The organism is Streptomyces roseirectus, from assembly GCF_014489635.1.
GTDB lineage: Bacteria > Actinomycetota > Actinomycetes > Streptomycetales > Streptomycetaceae > Streptomyces > Streptomyces roseirectus.
Genome location: NZ_CP060828.1, coordinates 5,250,317 through 5,272,461, shown reverse-complemented (window position 1 = coordinate 5,272,461; position 22,145 = coordinate 5,250,317). Strand labels below are relative to the sequence as shown.

The following is a 22,145-nucleotide window of genomic DNA, read 5'->3' as shown; positions in this document are numbered from 1 at the left end:
GGACCCGTGACTATTCGCCTGTACGACACCAGCGCCCGGCAGATCCGTGACTTCTCCCCGCTCACGCCGGGCTGTGTCTCGATCTACCTCTGTGGCGCCACCGTGCAGGCGGCCCCGCACATCGGGCACGTCCGGTCGAACCTCAACTTCGACATCATCCGCAGGTGGTTCACCTACCGGGGCTACGACGTGACGTTCGTGCGGAACGTCACCGACATCGACGACAAGATCATCGCGAAGGCCGGCGAGCAGGGCCGCCCCTGGTGGTCCATCGGCTTCGAGAACGAGCGCGCGTTCAACGACGGCTACCGCGCGCTCGGCTGCCTCCCGCCCACCTACGAGCCCCGCGCGACCGGCCACGTCACCGAGATGGTCGAGATGATCCGCACGCTCATGGAGCGCGGGCACGCGTACGAGGCCGACGGCAGCGTCTACTTCGACGTCCGCTCCTGGCCCTCCTACCTGGAGTTGTCCCGGCAGGACCTCGACGAGATGCGCCAGCCCGCCGAGGACGGCATCACCGGCAAGCGCGACCCCCGCGACTTCGCCCTGTGGAAGGCGACGAAGCCCGGCGAGCCCGACTGGGAGACGCCGTGGGGCCGGGGTCGGCCCGGCTGGCACCTGGAGTGCTCGGCGATGGTCCGCAAGTACCTGGGCGCCGCGTTCGACATCCACGGCGGCGGCCTCGACCTGATCTTCCCGCACCACGAGAACGAGATCGCCCAGTCGAAGGCGGCCGGCGACGACTTCGCGACGTACTGGCTGCACAACGCGTGGGTCACCATGAGCGGCGAGAAGATGTCGAAGTCGCTGGGCAACAGCGTCCTCGTCTCCGAGATGGTCAAGCAGTGGCGGCCCATCGTCCTCAGGTACTACCTGGGTACCCCGCACTACCGATCCATGATCGAGTACAGCGAGGAGTCGCTGCGCGAGGCCGAGTCCGCGTTCGCGCGGATCGAGGGGTTCGTGCAGCGGGTCGTCGAACTGGCGGGAGAGGCGGTCGCGCCGGCCGCCGAGGTACCGCCCGCCTTCGCCGAGGCCATGGACGACGACTTCGGCGTCCCGCAGGCCCTCGCGATCGTCCACACCACCGTCCGCCAGGGCAACAGCGCGCTCGCCGCCGACGACAAGGAGGGCGCGGTCGCCCGCCTCGCGGAGGTGCGCGCGATGCTGGGCATCCTGGGGCTCGACCCCCTCGACCCGCACTGGGCCGGTGAGTCGGACCGGGGCGAAGACCTCCACGGCGTCGTCGACAGCCTCGTCCGTCTGGTCCTCGACCAGCGGGAGTCGGCGCGGGCGCGCAAGGACTGGGCGACGGCGGACGCGATCCGCGACCAGCTCGGGCAGGCGGGGCTGGTCATCGAGGACGGGCCGCAGGGCCCGCGCTGGACGCTGGGACCCCGGTAGCGGGCTTCCGGGCTTCCGCTTCGCGAAGATCGATTGTGCCGCCCGGCTCTCCGGGCGGCACACTTCATAAGACGTACTGCTGTTTGAGCAGTGGAACCTTTTAAGGACTGGTAGGTCATGGCAGCCAACAACCGCCGCATGTCCGGCAAGAAGGGCGCGCAGGTCGGCAGTGGCGGCCAGCGGCGCCGGGGCCTGGAGGGCAAGGGTCCGACCCCGCCCGCCGAGATGCGCAAGGGCCACAAGAAGAACCGCATCGCCACCGCGCAGGCGCGCAAGGCCCAGGGCCGCCCGGCGACTCCGCGCGGGCGCGGCGGCAAGGGCACGTCCGAGATGGTCGTCGGCCGCAACCCGGTCGTCGAGGCGCTGCGCGAGGGCGTGCCGGCGTCGACGCTGTACGTCCAGCAGTTCATCGACAACGACGAGCGCGTCCGCGAGGCGCTGCAGCTCGCGGCCGACCGGGGCGGCATCAACCTCATGGAGGCGCCCCGCCCCGAGCTGGACCGCATGACGAACGGCCTGAACCACCAGGGCCTCGTCCTCCAGGTCCCGCCGTACGAGTACGCGCACCCCGAGGACCTGGCCGCCGCCGCGTACGACGCCGGCGAGGACCCCCTGATCGTCGCCCTCGACGGCGTCACCGACCCCCGCAACCTCGGCGCGGTCGTCCGCTCGGTCTCCGCGTTCGGCGGGCACGGCGTGGTCGTGCCTGAGCGGCGCGCGGCCGGGATGACGGCGGGCGCGTGGAAGACGTCGGCGGGGACGGCGGCCCGCACGCCGGTGGCGCGGGCGACGAACCTGACGCGGGCGCTGGAGGCGTACAAGAAGGCCGGCGTCACGGTCGTGGGGCTCGCGGCCGACGGGGAGGCCGAGGTCGGCGCCCTGGAAGCGCTCGAGGGCCCGGTCGTCATCGTCGTCGGCAGTGAGGGCAAGGGGCTGTCGCGGCTGGTCGGTGAGACCTGCGACGTACGGGTACGGATCCCGATGCCCGGCGGGGCGGAGTCGCTGAACGCCGGTGTGGCCGCGGGGATCGTGCTGTACGAGGTGGCGCGCCGCAGGGCGTGACGGGCTCACCCGTACGGGGTAGTTCTGGGGTTTGACGGGGTCCGGACACATCCGGCGAGTCAAAGCAGTGTCCTAAACACAAGTCACTCGGTTAGATGAGTGTGGACACCAGAACACCCCGTACACCCACGGGGGACCGCCAGTCGGGATTCGCCTCAGGACTCGACGACGGTCCCGCGCTGAGCATGGTGAAGGTGCCGAGCGATCCGGCCCAGGTCATCGTCACGCACGCCTCCTTCCGCGTGCAGTTGGGCGCGTCGGCGCGACGCGCCCAGTCCCCGCGCGTCGCCCGCCACCTGAACCCCGCCGAGGACTCGGCACGGGTGTCGGCGGGCTCCGCCGCGCCCCGGCGCCGGGCCGTCGTCTGGAGCGGGCACTCCGCGCCGGACGACACGGGCGCGCACCGCCTCCTCCAGGCGGTCCGGGCCGGCAGCGTGGGCCACGCCGAGCAGCCGTCCGCCGACGCGGGCGCCACCCAGGTCATCCCCCGCGTCGAGGTCGAGGACCTGCCCGAGCGGACGGTGGAGACCCCGCTCGTCGGCGCCCAACGCACGCGTGACAACCGGCTGTTGCCCCACATGCGGTCCGTCGACAGCGTCTACGACGAGCCGGAGTACGCGGGGTACGCGGCGGAGTACGCGGCTCCGGCGTACGAGGACGGGTACGGCGACGCGCCCCGCCGCCGGGTCCCCGGCGACCCCGCGCGCCACGCCTACTACCCGGGCCGCCGGCTCAACCTCGGCGTCGTGCTGCTCCCGCTGCGCATCTTCCTCGGCTTCCTCGCGGTGTACGCGGGGATGGGCAAGCTCTGCGACCCCGTCTACTTCGACGGCGGCAAGCGGGGCTCGATGGTGAAGTGGCTGAACACGCTGCACCCGTGGGAAGTGGCTGAGCCACTGCGCCAGTTCGCGCTGCACCACCCGGTCGGCTCCGGCCTCGTCATCGCCTTCCTCCAGGTCGTCGTCGGCGTCCTGACGATCCTCGGCTGCTGGCAGCGGGTCGCGGCGGCGCTGGGGGCGCTGCTGTCGGCGGCGCTGATCGTCACCGTCAGCTGGAAGACCGTCCCCGTCTACGACACCCCCGACATCATCAACCTCGCCGCCTGGTCGCCGCTGATCATCGCGGGTGCGCCGGTGTACTCGGTGGACGGGCGGCTCGCGTCCGGGGCCTGGCGGCGGCTCGGTCCGCGCGTGCCGCTGTGGCAGCTGCGGCGGTACGTGCTGCGCAGGGGGGCGCTGGTCACCGCGATCGTCGTCGGGCTGACCCTGCTGTTCGGTTCGCTCCTCGGCGCGGCCGTCCGTGACGCCGACCGGGTGGTCGTTCCCGGGCCCGGGGAGGCGCCGCGCAACGAGCTGCCGGGGTCGCCGCTGCCCAGTGCCTCCGGCAAGGGTGAGCGGTCCGGTGAGCCGAGCGCGGAGGCGTCGGCGACACCGTCCGGCGACGCGTCCTCGGCGCCGGCCGAGTCCCGTGAGTCGTCGCCGTCGTCCACGCGTGACTCGTCGACGTCCGGGTCGTCCAGCCGGACGGACGGGACGGGCGGGTCGTCGTCCTCGTCCTCGTCCGACAAGTCGCCGTCCAAGGACACGTCTTCGGTGGAGGAGGCGCCCAGTACGACGTCCTCGGGGCCGTCGTCGGGCGGCAGCTCGTCGAGCGGGTCCGGTGGGGAGTCGTCGGGCGGGGAGGAGAACCTGGTGGGCGGGCTGCTGGGGTAGGGGTCACTTTTGGTACGCCGTTGGGGCCCCCTTCTTCAGGGAGGGGGCCCCAACGGCGTGTTGGCTCAACGGGCCAGTGCCGCAAGCTCCTTGGCCGCCTCGGTCAGGTCCTTCGCCGTGTCGATGGCCCGCCAGTACGCGCCCTGCGGCAGCGGGAACCCGGCGAGGCGCAGCTCGCGGGCGAGCTGGGGGAACGTCGTGCGCTCGTGGTCGCCCCGCTCCGGCAGGAGGCCGGCGAAGCCGGGCGAGAACACGTACACGCCCGCGTTGATCTCGAACGTGGACGGCGGCGACTCGATGAAGTCGGTGATGTGCCCGAACCCGTCGGTCTGCACGGCGCCCCAGGGGATCCGGGGCCGGGCGAGCGCGAGGGTCGCGACGGCGTCCCGCTCGGTGTGGAAGTCGGCCATCTCGCGCAGCGAGAACCGGGTCCAGATGTCGCCGTTGGTCGCGTACCAGGGGCGGTCGGGGTGCGGCAGACGCGCCGCCGCGTACTTGAGGCCGCCGCCGCGTCCGAGCGGTTCGTGCTCGACGACCGTGGTGACGGAGACCGGCAGCTCCGTCTCGTCCAGCCACCGCTGGAGCACGTCCGCGAGGTGTCCGCAGGAGACGACGACGTCCGTGACGCCCTCCTCCGCGAGCCAGTTCAGCTGGTGCCCGATGATCGGCGTGCCCGTGCCGGGGATCTCGACCATGGGCTTCGGCCGGTCATCGGTGTACGGACGCAGCCGTGAGCCTTGGCCTCCGGCCAGGATGACGGCTTGCGTGGGGCGCGACGCGGCGTGCGGGTGGGTCATGGACGGCACTGTACGAGACGGGGGTGAGAGGGCGGGGAGTGAGGGGTGGCATACGGGACCGGCCCCGGGGTTCGTGTCCCCGGGGCCGGTCGTCGGTGTCTTGGTGCCGGTCGTCAGCTCGTGTGGGCCGCCAGGACGCCGGAGGCGAAGGACGTGTCGCAGACCGGGCGGGAGAAAGACTGGGCGCGGCTCGGGCCGTAGACGCGAACGGCGGCGCGGCCGAGGGCGCGGGCGATGGACGCGCAGTGCTTGGCGAGCGCCGGCTTGCCGTTGACCGCCTGCTGGAGGTGGGTCAGGGCGATGCCGGGGTCCTTCTGCTGCAGCTCGGTGAGGAGCTGGTCGCGCAGGACGTCCTGGGGGGCGCGGGCGGCGCCGCCGTGGCCGGTGCGGGGGGCGGAGACGTCGGACGCGGTGAGCACCGACTCCGACGGGTCTCCGGTCCAGTTGACCCGGGTCACCGCGAGGGTCCCGGAGAGCACCATGACGACGGGCAGGACGAGTGCGAGGGAGCGACCGATCCGGCGGGCGGGACCCCGGCCGCCGCGTCGCGTCCGCGTGGTGGTGTGCTCCACGGAGCGCTTCGAGTGCTTCACGCGACAGATGGTAGCGCCCAGTAATGATTTGGAGACATTTAGTCACCCGAATGGGGGACGATGGAGTGGCGTTTTTTGGGTAGGGGGTTGACGCTGCCGCCCGAAAAGCCGGGATTGCCGGGGTTTTCGGGGTGCCCGCGAGGTGCGCTCCCCGCGCTCCGGCGGCGTACGCGAAAGGGCCCCGCACCCTCTCGGCTGCGGGGCCCTCGCGGTGACCTGTGTCAGTCGGACAGGCGGGCGCCCGTCGAGGTGGAGAAGACGTGGGTCTCGCCCGCGCGCGGGACGACGGAGAGGGTGGAGCCCTTCTCCGGGACCTCGCGGCCGCTGACGCGGACGACCAGGTCCTTCGACTCGTCGCCGACCTTGGCGGTGCCGTAGACGTACGCGTCGGCGCCGAGCTCCTCGACCACGTTGACGGTGACCGCGAGGCCCTTGCCGGCCTCGGTGGTGACGTCGAAGTGCTCGGGGCGGACACCGACGGTGACTGTCTTGTCGGTGGTGCCGGCGAGGGCGTCGCGCTGGACCGGGACGACCGAGGCGCCGAACTTCACGCCGCCGTCCGCGATCGGGACCTCGACGAGATTCATCGCCGGGGAGCCGATGAAGCCGGCGACGAAGAGGTTCGCCGGGCGGTCGTACATGTTGCGCGGGGTGTCGACCTGCTGGAGCAGACCGTCCTTGAGGACGGCGACGCGGTCGCCCATCGTCATGGCCTCGACCTGGTCGTGGGTGACGTAGACGGTCGTGATGCCGAGGCGGCGCTGGAGGGACGCGATCTGCGTACGCGTCGAGACACGGAGCTTGGCGTCGAGGTTCGACAGCGGCTCGTCCATGAGGAAGACCTGCGGCTCACGGACGATCGCGCGGCCCATCGCGACACGCTGGCGCTGACCGCCGGAGAGCGCCTTCGGCTTGCGGTCCAGGTACTCCGTGAGGTCGAGGATCTTCGCGGCCTCCTCGACCTTCGCGCGGATCTCCGCCTTCGGGACGCCGGCGATCTTCAGGGCGAAGCCCATGTTGTCGGCGACCGACATGTGCGGGTAGAGCGCGTAGTTCTGGAACACCATGGCGATGTCCCGGTCCTTGGGCGGCAGGTGCGTGACGTCGCGGTCGCCGATGCGGATGGCTCCGCCGTTGACGTCCTCAAGACCCGCCAGCATCCGCAGGGAGGTCGACTTGCCGCAGCCGGACGGGCCGACGAGGACCAGGAACTCCCCGTCCTCGATCTGGATGTCGAGCGCGTCGACGGCGGGCTTCTCGGAACCCGGGTAGATCCGGGTCGCCTTGTCGAAAGACACAGTGGCCATGGTGCTAGGCCCCCTTCTACCGGCAGGAACGTGCCGGACGATCCGTTGTAGGAAGGTGGTGGTGTAGTCCACGGGTGGACTGCCTCAGGACGCTACCTCGCGTTTTCCGGTATGTCAGTACCTGGAGGACTGTGAACTTCGCGGAAATTTTCGACAGGGCGGGGTGGGGGCTTGGGTACACTGCACGGGTCGCGTACGCGGTCATGTACGCCACGCCTCCTTAGCTCAGCTGGCCAGAGCAACGCACTTGTAATGCGTAGGTCGTCGGTTCGAATCCGACAGGGGGCTTTCCCAGGGCCCGCCCAGGCCCTCCCACGGCCCGGCGAGTGATCCACTCACCGGGCCGCCGCTTTGCGTCGTACGGGTGGGTGTCCGCCTCCCCTTCGACGGCGGGCTCGCATCGCACGTACGCCCGGTACGCCACGTTCTGGTGAATCCCCCCGACGGCCGCAACCGCACATGGTCTCCCCGTGTCATCCCTCCACACATCACGACGAACGCCTCGGGGATTCCATGAGCTACCAGCATCCGCAGCAGCAGCCCGGTTGGGGCAACCCCCAGCAGCCCGGCCTGCCTCCGCAGCCGCCGAAGAAGACGTCCCTCGGGAAGATCGCCGGTATCGGGTGCGGGGGCGCCGTCGGTCTTCTCGTCGTCCTCGGCGTGCTCGGCGCGCTGGTCAGCGAGGGTGGGGGCGGCGAGGAGAGCGGGGGTTCCGTCGGGGGTGGTTCTGCTGCCTCGCGGGCCGGGCGTCCTGCTGGTGCTGTGGAGTCGGGCGGTTCCGCTGCGGCTCCGGGGAAGAGCAGGAGCGAGGGGTCCGGGCAGAAGGTCGTCACCTTCAAGGTGTGGGGCACTGCGCCCGCTGGTGCGCTCGGGCCGCTCGACATCACCTACGGCTCCGACAGTGACAACCGCCAAGGCAGGTTCAGGAACGGCGAGTTCACCGCGACCCTCCCCTTCGACGGGGACGCCCTCTACTACACGGTCACCGCCCAGCTCCAGGGGGCCGGGGACATCGACTGCTCTGTCACCGTCGACGGTCACACCGAGAAGGCGCACGCCTCCGGGGGCTACAACATCTGCCACGCGCAAGCCAACGCCGGGGTGTTCGGGGGGTGGGGGTGACGCGGGTGGTGTGGGGAGGGCTGTTGCTCTCTTGTCGTGTCAAGGTGCGGTCTGTTGTCGGTCCAACGTGCCGGATTCCTCAGGAGTTCCTGAGGCGGCGGGCGATTTCCAGGTCCTCTTCGTCGAGGGGTTCGCCGTCCTCGATGTTCCAGAGGCTGTTCTCGAGGAGGCGGCCGAGGGTCCAGGCGAGGGCGCGGTCGCGGTCGAGGGAGAGGCCGGCGGTGAGGGCGTCGAAGCGCCAGCGGATGTCGTCGGGGTCGAAGCGGTTGGCGATCGCGGGCCAGAGGTCGTAGCCGGGGTCGCCGGCGAGGGGCTTGGGGTCGATGGCGAGCCAGGGCGCGCGGTCGGCGGCGAGGACGTTCTCGTCGTGGAGGTCCCAGTGCAGGAGACGGTCGCCGGGCTCGTCCAGGACCTCGGCGACGGCGGACGCGCAGTCCGTGATGATCCGGCGGTGCTCGGCGTCGGGGACGCGCGCGAGGGCGGCCGGGGTGCGTTCCAGCATGGACGCGGCGATGTCCGCGAGGCTGCGCATGCCCTGCGGCGCGGGGCCCGCGGTGAGGTGCGCGAGGAGGCCGGCGATGACCTCGACGGAGGTGTGGACGTCGGCCACGTGCGCGAGCATGCGCGCGGGGTCGAGGCGTTCCAGGAGCATCGTCCCGGTGTCCTCGTCGTGGTCGAGGAGGCGGACCGCCCCGTCCCCGTCCCACAGCCGCAGGGCGACCGCCTCGCCCTCGCTCTCCTCGTCGAGCAACTGGAGCTTCAGGACGGCGCGCAGGCCGTCCGTACGGACGACGGGCAGGATCAGCGCGCACATGCCGTGCATCGACGGCCCGTCCAGCCGCAGGTCCCACCGGTCGAGGAACCCTTCCGCCAGCCCCGGCAGCCCCTCCAGGAAAGCGACCCCGGCCGCTCCGTTCGCCCTCTGCTGCGACTTCACCAACGCGCGCGGAATGTCGATCACCCCTCGGACGATACTGACCTCCGCGCATCCGCTCACGTGAATTAAGCGCGTAACCCGGGCGGTCCGGAGGCACGTCCGCAGCGCCCCGGGGACGCGGAACGCCGCCCCGCGCTCGGCGCGGATTCCGGGTGCGGGCGGGTTTCTTCCGGGGGCGGCCTGAGCGGGGTCTCGCGGGGGAATGTGCAGGTCAGGGGGATTGTCAGTGGTGGGGTGCAGGATGGGGGCATGGCGAAGACTCGGCAGGGTGGCGGGAAGCAGGGTGGGGTCAAGGCGGCTCGGCGGCCCGAGGTGCGGTTGCCGGAGTTGAGGGGGTTCGAGGGCGGGGAGGTGGAGCCGGACGGGGACTACGACGGGGTCGAGCTGCGGGAGCTGGATCTCGCGGGGCAGGACGGAGCGGGGTCGCGGTTCATGGACTGCGCGCTGACGGGGTGCGCGCTGGACGAGACGCGGTTGCGCAACGCGCGTTTCCTCGACTCGCGGCTGACCGCGCCCCGGGGGGTGGGGACGGATCTGGCGGACGCGACCCTGCGGGACGTGGAGGTGACCGACGCGCGGCTGGGCGGCACGCAGATGTTCGGGAGCGTGCTGGAGAGGGTGGTGGTGAGGGGCGGGAAGATCGACTACCTGAACCTCCGGCAGGCCCGGCTCAAAGATGTCGTTTTCGAAAACTGCGTTCTCGTCGAACCGGACTTCGCGGGCGCGCGTATGGAACGGGTGGAGTTCGTCGGCTGCGCCCTCAGGGGCGCGGACTTCAGCGCGGCGACTCTGTCGGACGTCGATCTGAGGGGGGCCGTCGAACTGGGTATCACCGCCGGGCTCGACCGACTGCGCGGCGCCGTGATCAGCACGGCGCAGCTGCTCGATCTGGCGCCGGTGTTCGCGGGGGAACTGGGGATCAGGGTGGAGGAGTGACCGGATGGGCACGTTTTACGGGAACGTACTGGTGGCGCGGCCGTGCCACGAAGTGGTGCCGCTGCTCTCCGAGGAGACGGCGGCGGGCCGCCCCTCGATACGCGGCTACGCACTCGCGGTGGGCCCTCGGCACACCGTGATTCATCCCGCCGAGGAGACGGAGGCGCTGACCCTCGCGGAAGCGGTGAGCCGCCGCCTGTCCGTCCCGACGCTGGGCATGTACGTCTTCGACTCGGACGTACTGGTCATGCAGGTGTACGACGGCGGCGAGCTGCGCCACATCTACGACTCGTGGCCGGGCTACTTCAGCGTCGAGGAGCGTGCGGACGCCTGGTCCGACCCCTCCCCCGGCTGGCCCGAACCGCTCGGCGCCGCGCCGACCGCGCTGCTCCCCTTCGCCGCCGCGCCGGTCGACCTGCCGGCCCTGGAGTCGGTCCTGCGCTGCGTGCCGCTGGCGCGCGAGGACGGCAAGGACGGGCGGTACGTCTTCGCGGACGCGCAGCACTACGACGTCATGGCGCTGCTCGGGCTGTCCGCGCCCCGGCTCAACACGGGGTACGGGGCGCTGTCCCAGGGGTACCTGCCGCCGGGGACGGCCCTCACGGAGCTGTGGCTGCTGGGCGGGGCGACGTTCTGGGCGGGGGGTGCGCCGGCGGGGGCCTCGGGGGTGTGACGGGGGGTGCGGGTGCCGGGTTCTTCAGCGGCGCGTCGTTCAGGGGCGCGGGGCGTTGAGGGCGGGGCATCAGGGGCACGTTGCTCGAGGGCTGAGCCGGCTCGGGTCGCGGGCTGGGGCTGGGACTGGGCGTAAGGCTGACCCAGGGCTCGGGGCTGGCTCAGGGACACGGGGCTGGGACTGGGCGTGAGGCCGGCTCAGCGCGCGGGGCTGAGGCTGGCTGGCTCAGCGTGCCGGGCTGGGGTGTGGGTGTCTGCGGGTTGGTGGGGGGCTGGGGTGGGGGCCTTGTCGCCCGCCCGCGCTGGCGGGGTGCCGCTGCGCCCACCCGTGCCGCCTGGGGGTACCCCCTGCTCGAAGAGCTTGGGGGAGGCACGACTGCCCGCAGCTGGGGTGGAGGGAGTGGTCGGGTGCGGGTGGGTGGGGGTGGTGGCGCTGCTGCCCGTAGCTGGGTGGGCGGCGGTGGGCGGGTGCGGGTTGTCGGGCGGGGGTCCGGAACGGGTCGCCGGTGCCGGCACCGGTACGGGAGCCGTCGCCTACACCGGGCCCGGTGGGCAAGCCGCCGCCGGTGCCGAGCCCGGCTCCGGAACCACTGCCGGTACCGCGCCCGGCGCGGAACCCACCGCCGACGCCGAGCCCAGTGGGAGAACCCTCGCCGGTGCCGAGTTCTGTGGGCGCCCCCCTCTGGTGCCGAGCCCGGCGCGGAAGCCGACGCCGAGCCCTGTGCGAGAGCCCTCGCGTCGCCGCCCGCGAGGTGCAGCGCCCCGTGCGGAAGCCACCGTCGAGCCGTAGCCCTGTGTGGGAGCCACCGGCGGGTCGTCGCCCCGTGCGGAAGCCACCGTCGAGCCGTAGCCCTGTGTGGGAGCCACCGGCGGGTCGTCGCCCCGTGCGGAAGCCACCGTCGAGCCGTCGCCCCGTGCGGAAGCCACCGTCGAGCCGTCGCCCCGTGCGGAAGCCACCGTCGAGCCGTCGCCCCGTGCGGAAGCCACCGTCGAGCCGTCGCCCCGTGCGGAAGCCGCCGTCGGGCCGGCGCCCCATACGCGCCCCCGGCCCGCCCCCCCTCAGCTCACCCGAGGAAACTTCGCCTGGAGGGTCCAGATCGCCGGGTTTTCGGCCAGGTCCTCGTGGAGGTCCGTGAGGTCGGCGAGGAGGTCGTGGAGGAAGTCGCGGGCCTCGCGGCGGAGTTCGGTGTGGGAGAAGGTGAGCGGGGGCTCGTCGGCGCGCATCCAGTCCGCCTCGATGTCGACCCAGCCGAAGCGCCGCTCGAAGAGCATCCGGTCGGTGGACTCGGTGAAGTCCAGCTCGGCGTACTGGGGCCGGGAGGCGCGGGAGCCCGCCGGGTCCTGGTCGACGCGTTCGACGATGTCGCACAGCGCCCACGCGAAGTCCAGCACCGGCACCCACCCCCACGCCGTCGCCACCTCGCGGTCCGCCTTGGTGTCGGCGAGGTAGACGTCCCCGCAGAACAGGTCGTGGCGTAGCGCGCGGACGTCCGCGCGCCGGTAGTCGGTCTGCGGCGGGTCCGGGAACCGGTTGGAGAGGGCATAGCCGATGTCGAGCACGCCCTGATGGTGTCATGCCCCCTTCTCCCGGGGCGGCCCGGCACGGCGCGCCTAGGATCGACGGCGTGCCCAGACGAACCCGCGCCGCCGCCCTCGCCGTCCTCCTGCTGCTGGCGGGCTGCGACTCGGGCGGGGACGACGGCGTGGGCGCGGACGGTGTGGGCGACCCGTACTTCCCGCGGGCCGGCAACGGCGGGTACGACGTCACGCACTACGGCCTGACGCTCGGCTACACCCCCGCGACGCGTCAACTCACCGGCACAGCCGTGATCTCGGCGCGCGCGACTCGTCAACTCACCTCGTACAACCTGGACTTGACGGGCCTGGACGTCGAAGAGGTCACGGTGGACGGGGAGCCCGCGCGCACGAGCCGGGCGGGTCAGGAGCTGACGGTCCGGCCGCGCGGCGGCGTCGGCGAGGGGGACGTCTTCACGACGACCGTCCGCTACTCCGGCGTTCCGCGGACCCTGACCGATCCCGACGGGTCGAAGGAGGGCTGGCTGCCGACGGCGGACGGCGCGATCGCGCTCGGCGAGCCCGTGGGGTCCATGGCGTGGTTCCCGGGCAACCATCACCCCTCCGACAAGGCGACGTACGACCTCACGGTGACCGTGCCGGAGGGGCTGACGGCCGTGTCCAACGGGGAGTTGCGGAGCGAGAAGGCGGTGGCGGGCGGGCGTACGTTCGTGTGGCACAGCGGGGAGCCGATGGCGAGCTATCTGGCGACGCTGGCGATCGGACGGTTCGAAGTGCGGCGTACCGGCGGGGAGTTGCCCACGTACGTCGCTGTCGATCCGACGCAGGCCGCGGCAAGTCGGGCTGTGCTGGGGCGGCTTGACGAGGTGCTGGAGTGGGGTGTCGAGAACTTCGGGGCGTATCCGTTCCGTTCGGCGGGGGCGATCGTGGAGCGGCCCGGTGACGCGGGGTACGCGCTGGAGACGCAGACCCGGCCGTTCTTCGCCGGGCCGCCCGAACTCGGGACGTTCGTCCATGAGTTGGCCCATCAGTGGTTCGGGAACTCGGTGACGCCCCGGAGTTGGCGCGACATGTGGCTCAACGAGGGGTTCGCGACGTACGCGGAGTGGCTGTGGTCCGAGGACCACGACGGGGAGTCCGCTCAGGAGATCTTCGACGCCGTGTACGCCGGGGACTACTACGAGGACGCCGAGGACAACGACGCCGTCTGGGAGTTCCCGCCGGGCGACCCGCCGGGCGCCGACCGCATCTCCGACCCGCCCGTCTACTTCCGGGGCGCCATGGCCGTCCACAAGATCCGTCAGCTTCTCGGGGACGACCTGTTCTACGAGTTCCTCCAGGGGTGGACCGGCGAGCATCGTCATCTCGTCGCCGACACCGGCCAGTTGAAGGGCCACCTGGAGAGACTGGCGCCGGAGGAGGACTGGGACGCGGTGTGGGACGAGTGGGTGTTCGGGGAGGGCAGGCCCGCTCGTCCGTAGGTCAGTTGGTGAGCTGCTTGCGCAACACCGCGCAGGGGCGGTCCCGTTGGCGGTCCCTGCGGTGGTCGATGACCTCGTAGCCGAGGGACGTCCAGAAGGCCATGCCGTTCGGGTTGTCGTCGAGGACGGCGAGGCGGACGGCTGCGCGTCCGGCGTCCCGGAAGGTGTCCTCGACGACCTGTGCGATACGGCGTCCGTGGCCCTTGCGGTGCTCGCCCACCATCAACAGGCCGATCCACGGGTCCGGGTCCGCCGGGTCGGGATGGTGCGCCAACGTGACCGCGATACCGGCGAGTTGACCCTCACTCCGGGCGAGCAGAACCGCCGCGTCCGGGTTCGCCAGCTCGTCCGCCAGCTCCCGCGCGATCTCCTCGGGCCTGACGTTCCCGGGGTCGGGGAAGTCGCCGCTCAGCGCGAGGAAGGTCTCGTTCGCGGCGTACAGGGCGGTGAGTTCGGTGAGGACGGCCGCCGGGATGTCGTGGTCGGGGGTCAGCTTCAGGGGCGTCAGGATCATGCCGCGAGCGTAGAGGGGTAGACCTCGAACCAAAGGAGTTCGCCGCCGACGGGGCTGCCGGCGTCACCCTGGAGGGGCCGGCCGCCCCACGCGTACGCGTACTCCTGCACGAGGCGCGGGCCCCGCCCGTTCTCCCGACCGGGCACACTCCCGGCTCCCGTGCCCGCAACGGTGGGAAGCCGCTCTCTGGCACCCGGCAACCTTTCCCCCCGGTGTGGCGACTGTGCTGCGAATCTCCCCGGACGGAAGGGTTCCGAGATGAGCCGCAAGGTACGCGCACGGCATCGCAGGCGGAAGGTGGCGTCGGCGGTCGGGGTGCCGCTGGCGTTGGTGGTGGGCGGGGCGTTCGGCTACGGGTACGGGTCGGGTGAGGAGGCGTCGGCCGCGGTGCCGGGGTGGGCGACGGCGGTGGCTGACGGGTTCGCGTCGGTCAACGCGCTGGGGCAGAACGGGACTTACGGCGGGCGGGACGGGAAGACCGTCACCGTGCGGACGCTCGCCGAGTTGGAGAGGTACGCGACGGCGAGCGAGCCGTACGTGATCGTGGTGGCCGGGGCCATCGCCGTGAATCCGGTGGGCAAGGGGATCAAGGTCGCCTCGGACAAGACGATCGTGGGAGCCGGGACGTCGGGTCACATCGTCGGCGGCGGCTTCTTCCTGGGGCAGGGCGTGCACAACGTCATCATCCGGAACCTGACCATCAGGGATGCGTACCAAGGGACTTGGAACGACAAGGAGCACGACTTCGACGCGATCCAGATGGACGGCGCGCACCACGTCTGGATCGACCACAACGACCTGCGGCACATGGCGGACGGCCTGATCGACAGCCGCAAGGACACGACGTACCTGACGGTGTCGTGGAACAGACTCAGCCAGGAGAACAAGGCGTTCGGGATCGGCTGGACGACGAACACGACCGCCGACATCACGATCCACCACAACTGGATCCGCGAGACGGAGCAGCGCAACCCCTCGGCGGACAACGTCGCGCACGCGCACCTCTACAACAACTACCTTGAGGACGAGGCGAATACGGCGATCAAGGCGTCGTACGGGAACTACGCGCGCGGCAACACGAACATGGTGCTGGAGAACTCGTACTTCCAGGGCGTCAACAACCCGGTCACCAGGGACAGTTCGGCGACGGTCGTGCAGCGCGGGAGCGTGTTCTCGGGGACCGGTGGGCGCAACGAGAGTGGTGGCGACGGGGCCAGGTGGGATCCGAAGAGCTACTACCCGTACACGCCGGACAAGACGGCGGACGTTCCGGCGCTGCTCAAGTCCGGTGCGGGGCCGCGCAGTTCGATCGGAGCGACCTCAACTACCGCCGCTGCCAAGGCGACCACGCTGACCGTCGCTCAGGACGGCTCCGGCCAGTACCGCACCGTGCAGGCCGCCGTGAACGCCGTACCCGTCAACAACCCGTCCCGCGTGGTGATTTCGGTGAAGCCGGGGACGTACCGCGAGGTCGTGAAGATCCCCGCGAACAAGCCGCACGTCACGATCCAGGGCGCGGGGGCGAGCCGCAAGGACACGGTCATCGTGTACGGCAACGCGGCCGGCATGACCAAGCCGGACGGCTCCGGGACGTACGGGACGCCGGGCAGCGCCACCCTCTCCGTTCTCTCGGACGACTCCCAGATCCGCAACCTCACCGTCACCAACGACTTCGACGAGGCCGCGCACCAGGACATCGCGAACCAGGCGGTCGCGCTGCTGACCCAGGCCGACCGGATCGTCATCGACGGCGCGATCGTCAACGGGGACCAGGACACGCTGGAGTTGGAGACCGCGGCGAAGGACAGGCCGGGCCGCGTCTACATCGCCAACTCGTACATCACCGGCAACGTCGACTTCATCTTCGGCCGCGCGACCGCCGTGGTGGACAAGTCGGTCATCACCCTGAAGAAGCGGTGGAACGGCACGTCCGCCGGGTACGTCACCGCGCCCTCCACGCCCGCCGGGCGCAAGGGCATCCTCATCAACCGGTCCGCCGTCAACGGCGATGTGGCGAACGGGAGTCACTACCTCGGGCGCAACTGGCACCCCGGCGGCGACACGACCGTCGACCCCCAGGCCACCGTCCGCGAGACCACGCTCAGCGGGGCGATCAAGGCCACGCCGTGGACGGACATGGGCGGGTTCTCCTGGAAGGACGACCGGTTCGCGGAGTACCGCAACACCGGGGCGGGGGCCGGGGCGGCGTCCTCGGAGCGGCCGCAGCTCAGCGACGCGCAGGCCGCGGGGCAGGAGGTCGCGGACTGGCTGGGGGACTGGACGCCGTCGGCTTCGTGAGGCGGCGGACTCTGTCGGCCCCGTGAACCGGGGTGCGAGCGCGGTCATATCATCACCCCGACACGCGTCAGGAAAAACGGCCATCGGGGGACGACATGGGCAGCGAGCCGCGGATCGAGCGTACGTACCGGGGAGGCCGCGCCCTCCCCCTGCCCGACGTCCTGCTCCTGCTCGCGATCGCCTTCCTGGTCGCCCCCGCCGGCGACGAGCCGACGTTGCGCGAACTCCCGTACCTGGTCCTCGGGTTGGCGGCCGGCGCCTACCTGCTGCTCGACCGGTTCCGCGCGCGGACGACCGTCAGCGCGTCCGGCATCACCGTCCAGGGGCCGCTGCGCACGCGGCACGTCCCCTGGGCGGACGTCCAGGACCTGCGCATCCCCGCCGACGGCTTCCGCACCCGCTGGCAGGCGCGGTTCCCGGTGCACCTGTACGACACGAACGGCGCGAGCCTGCGTCTTCCACACTTCGACGAGCGTCAACTCGCCTCGGTCTTCGACGAGTTGGACGACGTCGTCGGCGCCGCCGGTCAACTCGGCCTCTGGGAACGCCGGGAGCCGGACGAGCGTGTCGCCCGTGGTGAACGTCGGCGGGCCGCCTGGACGCGGGCGAGTCACGGCGCCGTCCTCGCGCTGGCCGTGACGATCGGGCTCGCCGTCCTCTCCCTCCTCCTCGACGGGCCGTCGTTCGCCATCGACTTGATCGTCCCGGTGCCCCTCGTCGTGCTGGCGGTGCTGTTCCTCGTCTTCGACCGGCTTGGAGAGGCCCGCGCAACTGTTGTTCAGGGGTGACGAGTTGCCGTTGCTCACCAGTGCCTCATCGCCTCCGCCGGCTGTAGGTTCGCGGCGCGGCGGGCCGGGACGAAGGCACCGGCCGTCACGACGAGGACGGTGAGGGCGAGGAGCGCGGCCAGGGTGGGCGCGGCCGGGAGAGGGGTGCCGGCGTCGAGGTAGGGCGCCAACTCCCGGTCACCGCGCAGGAATACGGTCGCGGCAGTGGACGCGGCGGCGCCGAGCGCGATCGCCAGTAGCGCCGACAGAGCCGCCGTCAGGGCCATTTCGGTGATGAGCAGGGTCAGGACCGTGCGGGTGCGGAAACCGACCGCCTTCAAGATGCCTACCTCTGTGGCCCGTTGGCGGGACAGGGCCCCTGTCACCGTGGCGGCTCCCGCGAAGGCGACGATGCCGAGCAGGGCCAGCAGAGTGTGGCCGGCCGCCCGGATGAGTTCCAACACTGCGGGCAGCGCCGCGAGTTGCTGGCTGAGCGTGGTGGCGGGGTAGCCGAGGGCCTGGACGACTTCATGACGTCGGGGGTGTGGGCGGCGGTGTCGGTGACGACGGTGAGCTGGTCGTAGCCGATGGTGCGCGGGTAGGTTCCCTCGGGCACGCCCGCGCGCCGGGCGGCCCAGCGGATGACGGTGGCGTCGGCGGCGTACGCGGCGTCGGGGCCGTCGAGCTGCCAGGTGGGGTCGTAGACGGCGGCCAGACGGGCGCGATCGGGGACGCCGGTGCCCTCGCCGGGGCGCACGAAGCGGATGGTCTCGACGTCGATCGTCCGGCCGACCAGGTGCGTCAGGTCGACGCCGTCGGCCGTGGCGGGGGCCACGATCTCGCCGGGGTGAAGGGGGAAGAGGGCGGCGCGGACCGACTTGGTGATCGGTGGGGTGACGGCCGGGCGGTGGGTGGTCGCGTACAGGAGCGCGGTCGCGCCGGGGGGTGCCAGGGCAATGGAGATCTGGGCGCGGTGCTGCACCAACGTGACGTGCGGGAGGCGGGCCAGTCCGGCCGCCGCGCTGTCGGTCAACTCCGGTGTGGAGGTGCCGGGTTCGGGGCGGTCCACCGTGATGCTGCGGTTGGCCGTGCTCTCCTCGATCCGCTGGTCCGTCGTGCCCTGCGCGTGTTCCGCGATACCCAGGGCGCCGAGGCCGACGGCGCCGGTGACGGCGAGGAGGGCGATGAGGGGGTACAGGCGGCGGCGCAGTGCGCGGATGTTGGTCAGGGCGAGGTGGAGGACGTTCATGCGGGGGTCGTCTCCGTGCGCGTGGGGTGGCCGGGTTGCTGCGGTGACTGGCGGTTCCTGCTCGCGGGGTGGTCGGGCCGTCGTGGTGGCGTGGTGTGGTCGGGCCGTCGCGGCGGCGTGGTGTGGTCGTCCACGTGCCGGCGCGCCGGCCTCTCCGTCGTCAGCAGGCCCTTCTCCAGGCGGTGGACGACGTCGGCGGTGTCGGAGATGGCCGCGTTGTGGGTGACGACGACCACCGCCCGTCCCTCGTCGGCGAGTTCGCGGAACAGGGTGAGCAACTGCCGTTCGCTGTCGGGGTCGAGGTTGCCGGTGGGTTCGTCGGCGAGGACGACCGGCGGGTCGTTGATCAACGCGCGGGCGAGGGCGACGCGTTGCTGTTCACCGCCGGAGAGTTCGCCGGGGAGGTGCGAGGCCCGTGCCGTGAGGCCCACGCGGTCGAGGAGACGGCGGGCCCGGGGTTCGCCGTCGGTGCGTGAACCGGCGTACGGGACAAGGATGTTGCGGTACGCGGAGTGCTGCGGCAGGAGGTTGTGGGACTGGAAGACGAAGCCCAGGCGGCGTCGTCGGGCGTCGGCTCGCGCGGCCTCCGCCAGGTTCGTCATGTCGTCGTCGCCCAGGAACACCCGGCCCCGGTCGGGGTCGTCCAGGAGGCCCATGATGTGGAGCAGGGTGGTCTTGCCCGACCCCGAATGCCCTACGAGCGCGGTGATTTGGCCGGCCTCGAGGTCGAGCGTCACGTCGTCCAGGAGGTCGATCCTCGCTCCTCGCAGTGTGTGGGTCCGGCCCACGCCTTCGGTCCTCAACAGCGGGGTCACCGGGTCTCCTCGTGGACACGTCTCCTGCGGGCTGGAGCTCATTCCTACCGGCGACCCCGCCCCCGGTACCCCACCGGATCACCACGAAGAGTGAGGGAAACAACCCTCAGGGGGGACGCTCCGCCGGGTGGGTGACGGCGGTGCGGAACCGGACGTCGTCGCAGGCGGTCCATAGAGACGAGTGGCCGCGCAGGGAAGGAAACAGGAGCCGACAGTGGAACCCGAAGCGACGACGCCCCGTAGTCAGGGCGGCATGGTCGGACTCTTCTGGATCGAGGGGGACGTGGCGTACGTGGGGACGCCGGCCGTCGATCCGGCGCCGAGTGTGGTGCTGACGCCGGACGGGCCCCGGGTGCGCGGTTCCGAGCCGCTGGAGTGGAGTTGGGGCGAGGTGACGGATCTGCGGGTGCCCGACGCGCCCGTCCGTTCCACCGCCGTGCGCTGGGCGGCCCGCGCGGCGTCGTTCGCGGTGGCCGCGCTGGACGCGTGGGTGCCGGAGGAGCCGCCGGAGATGACCGTGGTGATCGCGGCCGGGGGTGTGGAGGTCGAGACGTCGGTCTACTCGGGGGCGTCGGTCGCGTACACCCAGCGTGAAGTCGACCTGTCGCTGGGGTTGTTGGCGCGGATGGTGCGGGGGGAGTTCTCGCCGGTGGTCATGAGTGAGTGGTGGCGGGTGAACCAACCGGAGAAGGTGCTGAGTTCACGGGAGCGGGAGATCGTGTTGGAGGGGTGGCTGGCGGAGGAGTGGCTGGCTGAGGGGTGAGAGAGGAAAACGAGATCCCCCTGAATCGGAATTCAGGGGGATCTCGGAACGCTGCGCGGCCTTGCCCGGCACTCCGCGCGGCCTCACACGGAATCCGTCACCGCATTCGTCACCGCACGATGGTGATCCGGTTCGCGACCGGCGGAGCCAGCGGGCCGGCCGGCGAGGAGTTCGCCGTCAGGTACTGGGCGAGGGCCGCGAGGTCGTCGGCGCCGACGAGGTCGTTGGTGCCCTGGCCGAGGGTGGGGAAGCCGTCGCCGCCGCCCGCGAGGAAGCTGTTCGTGGCGACGCGGTAGGTGGCGGCGGGGTCGATCGGGGCGCCGTTCAGCCGGACGGTGTCCGTGACGACGCGGTCCGCGCCCGACTTCGTCAGGTCGAGGGTGTACGTGAGGTTCGCGGACGGGAGCAGGATCTTCGGCGAGGCCGTGTTCACCCCGGTGACCTGGTCCTTCAGGATCTGGATGACCTGCGCGCCGGTGAAGTCCTGGAGGTTGACGGTGTTCGCGAACGGCTGGACGGTGAAGCCCTCCGCGTACGTCACCACGCCGTCGCCCTCGGCGCCCTTGGCCGCGTAGGTGAAGCCGGCGCGCACCCCGCCGGGGTTCATCAGCGCGAGGTCGGTCTCCGGGTCGAGGCCCTTGCCGTACGCGAGCTGGGCGTCCGCGATGAGGTCGCCCGCCGGGGACTCGGTGCCCGTGTTCGGGACGTCCGCCGAGATGTAGCCGATCGCGCGGTTGCCGATGGGCGCCGCGAGGGTGTTCCACTTGTCGATGAGCTGCGTCATGTCGGGCGCCTTGGGGACGTCCCGGGTGACGACGTGGTTCGCGGACTTCACGGCCGTCCGGGCGATGTCACCCGTCCAGCGGTCGTACGTCAGCGTCGTGTCGGTGTAGAGGCGGCCGAAGGACGCGGCCGAGGTGACCATGCGGGGCTTGCCCGACGGGTCGTTGATCGTGCACACGTACGCGGCGTGCGTGTGGCCGGTGACCAGCGCGTCCACGGCCGGCGTGATGTTCTTCGCGATGTCGACGATCGGGCCGGAGATGCCGTCGCCCGCGCCCGGCGCGTCGCAGTCGTAGTTGTACGACTGCGAGGCGGGGGCGCCGCCCTCGTGGATCAGCGCGACGATCGACCGCACGCCCTGGCGCTGGAGCGCCTTCGCGTACTTGTTGATCGTCTCGACCTCGTCCTTGAACTTGAGGCCCTTGACGCCCTCCGCCGAGACAACGCCCGGGGTGTTCTCCAGGGTGACGCCGATGAAGCCGACCTTGACGCCGTTCTTCCGCCACACCCAGTACGGCTTCAGGATCGGCTTGTTCGTCTTCTCGTCGAGGACGTTCGCCGCGAGGTACGGGAAGTCGGCGCCCTCGAACTCCTCGTTCGTGTAGCAGCCGTCCGTCGGGTGACAGCCGCCGTTCTGCAGGCGGGCGAGTTCGCGCGCGCCCTCGTCGAACTCGTGGTTGCCGACGCTCGTGACGTCCAGGTCCAGCTTGTTCAGCGCCTCGATCGTCGGCTCGTCGTGGAACAGGCCCGAGATCAGCGGCGACGCGCCGACCATGTCCCCGCCGGCCGCGGTGATCGAGTACGGGTTGCCCTTGCGCGCGTTCCTCAGGTGCGTGGCCAGGTACTCGACGCCCCCCGCGTCGATCGTCTTCGTCGTACCGTCCGCCTGGTGCTCGCTCACCCGGCCCGAGGAGCCGGACGGGGGCTCCAGGTTGCCGTGCAGGTCGTTGAACGACAGCAGCTGCACGTCCTGGTAGCGGCTCAACTGCGGCTTGGGGTGGTGCTTGGCGTCGTGCGCGTCCGCGGGCAGTGCGGCGGCCAACGCCCCCACGGTGGCGAGCCCGGCGGCGACCGCGAGGATCCGTGTCGTCCGTCTGCGGCCCGGGTACGGCTGGGAACTGGCTGGCATGAGCCCCCCTGAAGATGGCTAGGAACAAGTGGCCCCGTCCGGCGCAGCCTAGATTCAACGCGCGTAGCACGACAGGGGGTTCATGGTTACATCCTGGTTTCCCTTTGCCCTGGCCTTTGCGTACGGGGGCGCGGCGCGTCGTACGGAAGGGGGACGGGGGTGGGGCCGGGTGGGGGACGAGGACGGGGACGGGGGTGAGGGCGGGGGCGGTTGCGGGGGTGCGGGCGTGGGGGTGCGCGGAGGTGGCGTGGCGGCTGGGCGCGTC

The 22,145-nt window shown here is 71.4% G+C and carries 20 protein-coding genes and 1 tRNA gene; 11 read left to right on the top strand and 10 right to left on the bottom strand.

The features are described from left to right. The first annotated feature begins 6 nt into the window (after positions 1-6). From cysS to IAG44_RS22325, 3 genes are all read left to right on the top strand, one after another. Positions 7-1,407 (top strand): cysteine--tRNA ligase, encoded by a 1,401-nt coding sequence (cysS, locus tag IAG44_RS22335; RefSeq protein ID WP_187748837.1) that lies wholly within the window; start codon positions 7-9, stop codon positions 1,405-1,407. 117 nt (positions 1,408-1,524) lie between these two features. Further along, complete coding sequence (gene rlmB, locus IAG44_RS22330) at positions 1,525-2,469, top strand: 23S rRNA (guanosine(2251)-2'-O)-methyltransferase RlmB (protein WP_187748836.1); 945 nt, start codon at positions 1,525-1,527, stop codon at positions 2,467-2,469. A gap of 95 nt (positions 2,470-2,564) precedes the next feature. After that, a complete protein-coding gene (locus IAG44_RS22325) occupies positions 2,565-4,181 on the top strand; it encodes a DoxX family membrane protein (RefSeq protein ID WP_187748835.1) in 1,617 nt (538 codons plus the stop codon). Between the two features lie 65 nt (positions 4,182-4,246). Here IAG44_RS22325 and IAG44_RS22320 read toward each other — a convergent pair whose 3' ends face one another. The 3 genes from IAG44_RS22320 to IAG44_RS22310 all read right to left on the bottom strand — a co-directional run bounded on the left by IAG44_RS22320 (position 4,247) and on the right by IAG44_RS22310 (position 6,878). Further along, on the bottom strand, positions 4,247-4,978 hold the full coding sequence (locus tag IAG44_RS22320) for a nucleotidyltransferase family protein (protein WP_187748834.1): 732 nt from the start codon (positions 4,976-4,978) through the stop codon (positions 4,247-4,249). A gap of 113 nt (positions 4,979-5,091) precedes the next feature. Further along, the gene (locus tag IAG44_RS22315; protein WP_187752820.1) at positions 5,092-5,550 is read right to left on the bottom strand and encodes a hypothetical protein; all 459 of its coding nucleotides are present in this window, start codon (positions 5,548-5,550) and stop codon (positions 5,092-5,094) included. 242 nt (positions 5,551-5,792) lie between these two features. Then, a complete protein-coding gene (locus IAG44_RS22310; protein WP_187748833.1) occupies positions 5,793-6,878 on the bottom strand; it encodes an ABC transporter ATP-binding protein in 1,086 nt (361 codons plus the stop codon). Between the two features lie 214 nt (positions 6,879-7,092). On the opposite strand from IAG44_RS22310, the gene IAG44_RS22305 reads away from it, so the two are divergent. Further along, positions 7,093-7,166: transfer RNA gene (locus IAG44_RS22305), tRNA-Thr, on the top strand. Between the two features lie 225 nt (positions 7,167-7,391). Next, positions 7,392-8,000: a hypothetical protein gene (locus tag IAG44_RS43665; RefSeq protein ID WP_246561982.1), complete on the top strand. Its 609-nt coding sequence runs from the start codon at positions 7,392-7,394 to the stop codon at positions 7,998-8,000. A gap of 79 nt (positions 8,001-8,079) precedes the next feature. Here the strand turns inward: IAG44_RS43665 and IAG44_RS22295 are convergent, their stop codons facing one another. Further along, on the bottom strand, positions 8,080-8,973 hold the full coding sequence (locus tag IAG44_RS22295) for an aminoglycoside phosphotransferase family protein (protein WP_425508531.1): 894 nt from the start codon (positions 8,971-8,973) through the stop codon (positions 8,080-8,082). A gap of 213 nt (positions 8,974-9,186) precedes the next feature. Between IAG44_RS22295 and IAG44_RS22290 the strand changes: the two genes are divergently transcribed. Both IAG44_RS22290 and IAG44_RS22285 read left to right on the top strand, forming a co-directional pair. After that, complete coding sequence (locus IAG44_RS22290; protein WP_246561981.1) at positions 9,187-9,873, top strand: pentapeptide repeat-containing protein; 687 nt, start codon at positions 9,187-9,189, stop codon at positions 9,871-9,873. Positions 9,874-9,877: 4 nt separating this feature from the next. Beyond that, on the top strand, positions 9,878-10,546 hold the full coding sequence (locus tag IAG44_RS22285; RefSeq protein ID WP_187748831.1) for a hypothetical protein: 669 nt from the start codon (positions 9,878-9,880) through the stop codon (positions 10,544-10,546). A gap of 1,058 nt (positions 10,547-11,604) precedes the next feature. On the opposite strand, the gene IAG44_RS22280 is transcribed toward IAG44_RS22285, so the two are convergent. After that, a complete protein-coding gene (locus tag IAG44_RS22280; protein ID WP_187748830.1) occupies positions 11,605-12,105 on the bottom strand; it encodes a hypothetical protein in 501 nt (166 codons plus the stop codon). Between the two features lie 65 nt (positions 12,106-12,170). Here IAG44_RS22280 and IAG44_RS22275 point away from each other — a divergent pair, with 65 nt between their 5' ends. After that, on the top strand, positions 12,171-13,562 hold the full coding sequence (locus tag IAG44_RS22275) for a M1 family metallopeptidase (protein ID WP_246561978.1): 1,392 nt from the start codon (positions 12,171-12,173) through the stop codon (positions 13,560-13,562). A 1-nt stretch (position 13,563) separates the two neighbouring features. Here the strand turns inward: IAG44_RS22275 and IAG44_RS22270 are convergent, their stop codons facing one another. Next, positions 13,564-14,076 (bottom strand): GNAT family N-acetyltransferase, encoded by a 513-nt coding sequence (locus IAG44_RS22270; RefSeq protein WP_187748828.1) that lies wholly within the window; start codon positions 14,074-14,076, stop codon positions 13,564-13,566. A gap of 258 nt (positions 14,077-14,334) precedes the next feature. Between IAG44_RS22270 and IAG44_RS22265 the strand changes: the two genes are divergently transcribed. Both IAG44_RS22265 and IAG44_RS22260 read left to right on the top strand, forming a co-directional pair. Then, positions 14,335-16,374, top strand: coding sequence for a pectinesterase family protein (locus tag IAG44_RS22265; protein WP_187748827.1), 2,040 nt, complete (start codon positions 14,335-14,337; stop codon positions 16,372-16,374). Between the two features lie 95 nt (positions 16,375-16,469). Beyond that, a complete protein-coding gene (locus IAG44_RS22260; RefSeq protein WP_187748826.1) occupies positions 16,470-17,162 on the top strand; it encodes a PH domain-containing protein in 693 nt (230 codons plus the stop codon). 14 nt (positions 17,163-17,176) lie between these two features. Here IAG44_RS22260 and IAG44_RS43660 read toward each other — a convergent pair whose 3' ends face one another. Genes IAG44_RS43660 through IAG44_RS22250 form a run of 3 tightly spaced genes read right to left on the bottom strand, consistent with a single transcriptional unit; the run spans position 17,177 to position 19,205 of the window. Next, positions 17,177-17,527: an FtsX-like permease family protein gene (locus IAG44_RS43660; RefSeq protein WP_343075746.1), complete on the bottom strand. Its 351-nt coding sequence runs from the start codon at positions 17,525-17,527 to the stop codon at positions 17,177-17,179. Continuing rightward, a complete protein-coding gene (locus IAG44_RS22255) occupies positions 17,524-18,390 on the bottom strand; it encodes a hypothetical protein (RefSeq protein ID WP_246561971.1) in 867 nt (288 codons plus the stop codon). Before IAG44_RS22255 ends, IAG44_RS43660 begins: the two co-directional genes overlap by 4 nt. Next, entirely contained in the window at positions 18,387-19,205 is an 819-nt protein-coding gene (locus tag IAG44_RS22250) for an ABC transporter ATP-binding protein (protein WP_246561969.1), read from the bottom strand. Before IAG44_RS22250 ends, IAG44_RS22255 begins: the two co-directional genes overlap by 4 nt. 214 nt (positions 19,206-19,419) lie before the next feature. On the opposite strand from IAG44_RS22250, the gene IAG44_RS22245 reads away from it, so the two are divergent. Beyond that, complete coding sequence (locus IAG44_RS22245; protein ID WP_246561966.1) at positions 19,420-19,968, top strand: hypothetical protein; 549 nt, start codon at positions 19,420-19,422, stop codon at positions 19,966-19,968. Positions 19,969-20,077: 109 nt separating this feature from the next. Here IAG44_RS22245 and IAG44_RS22240 read toward each other — a convergent pair whose 3' ends face one another. After that, positions 20,078-21,880: a bifunctional metallophosphatase/5'-nucleotidase gene (locus IAG44_RS22240; RefSeq protein ID WP_187748824.1), complete on the bottom strand. Its 1,803-nt coding sequence runs from the start codon at positions 21,878-21,880 to the stop codon at positions 20,078-20,080. Positions 21,881-22,145 lie beyond the last annotated feature (265 nt).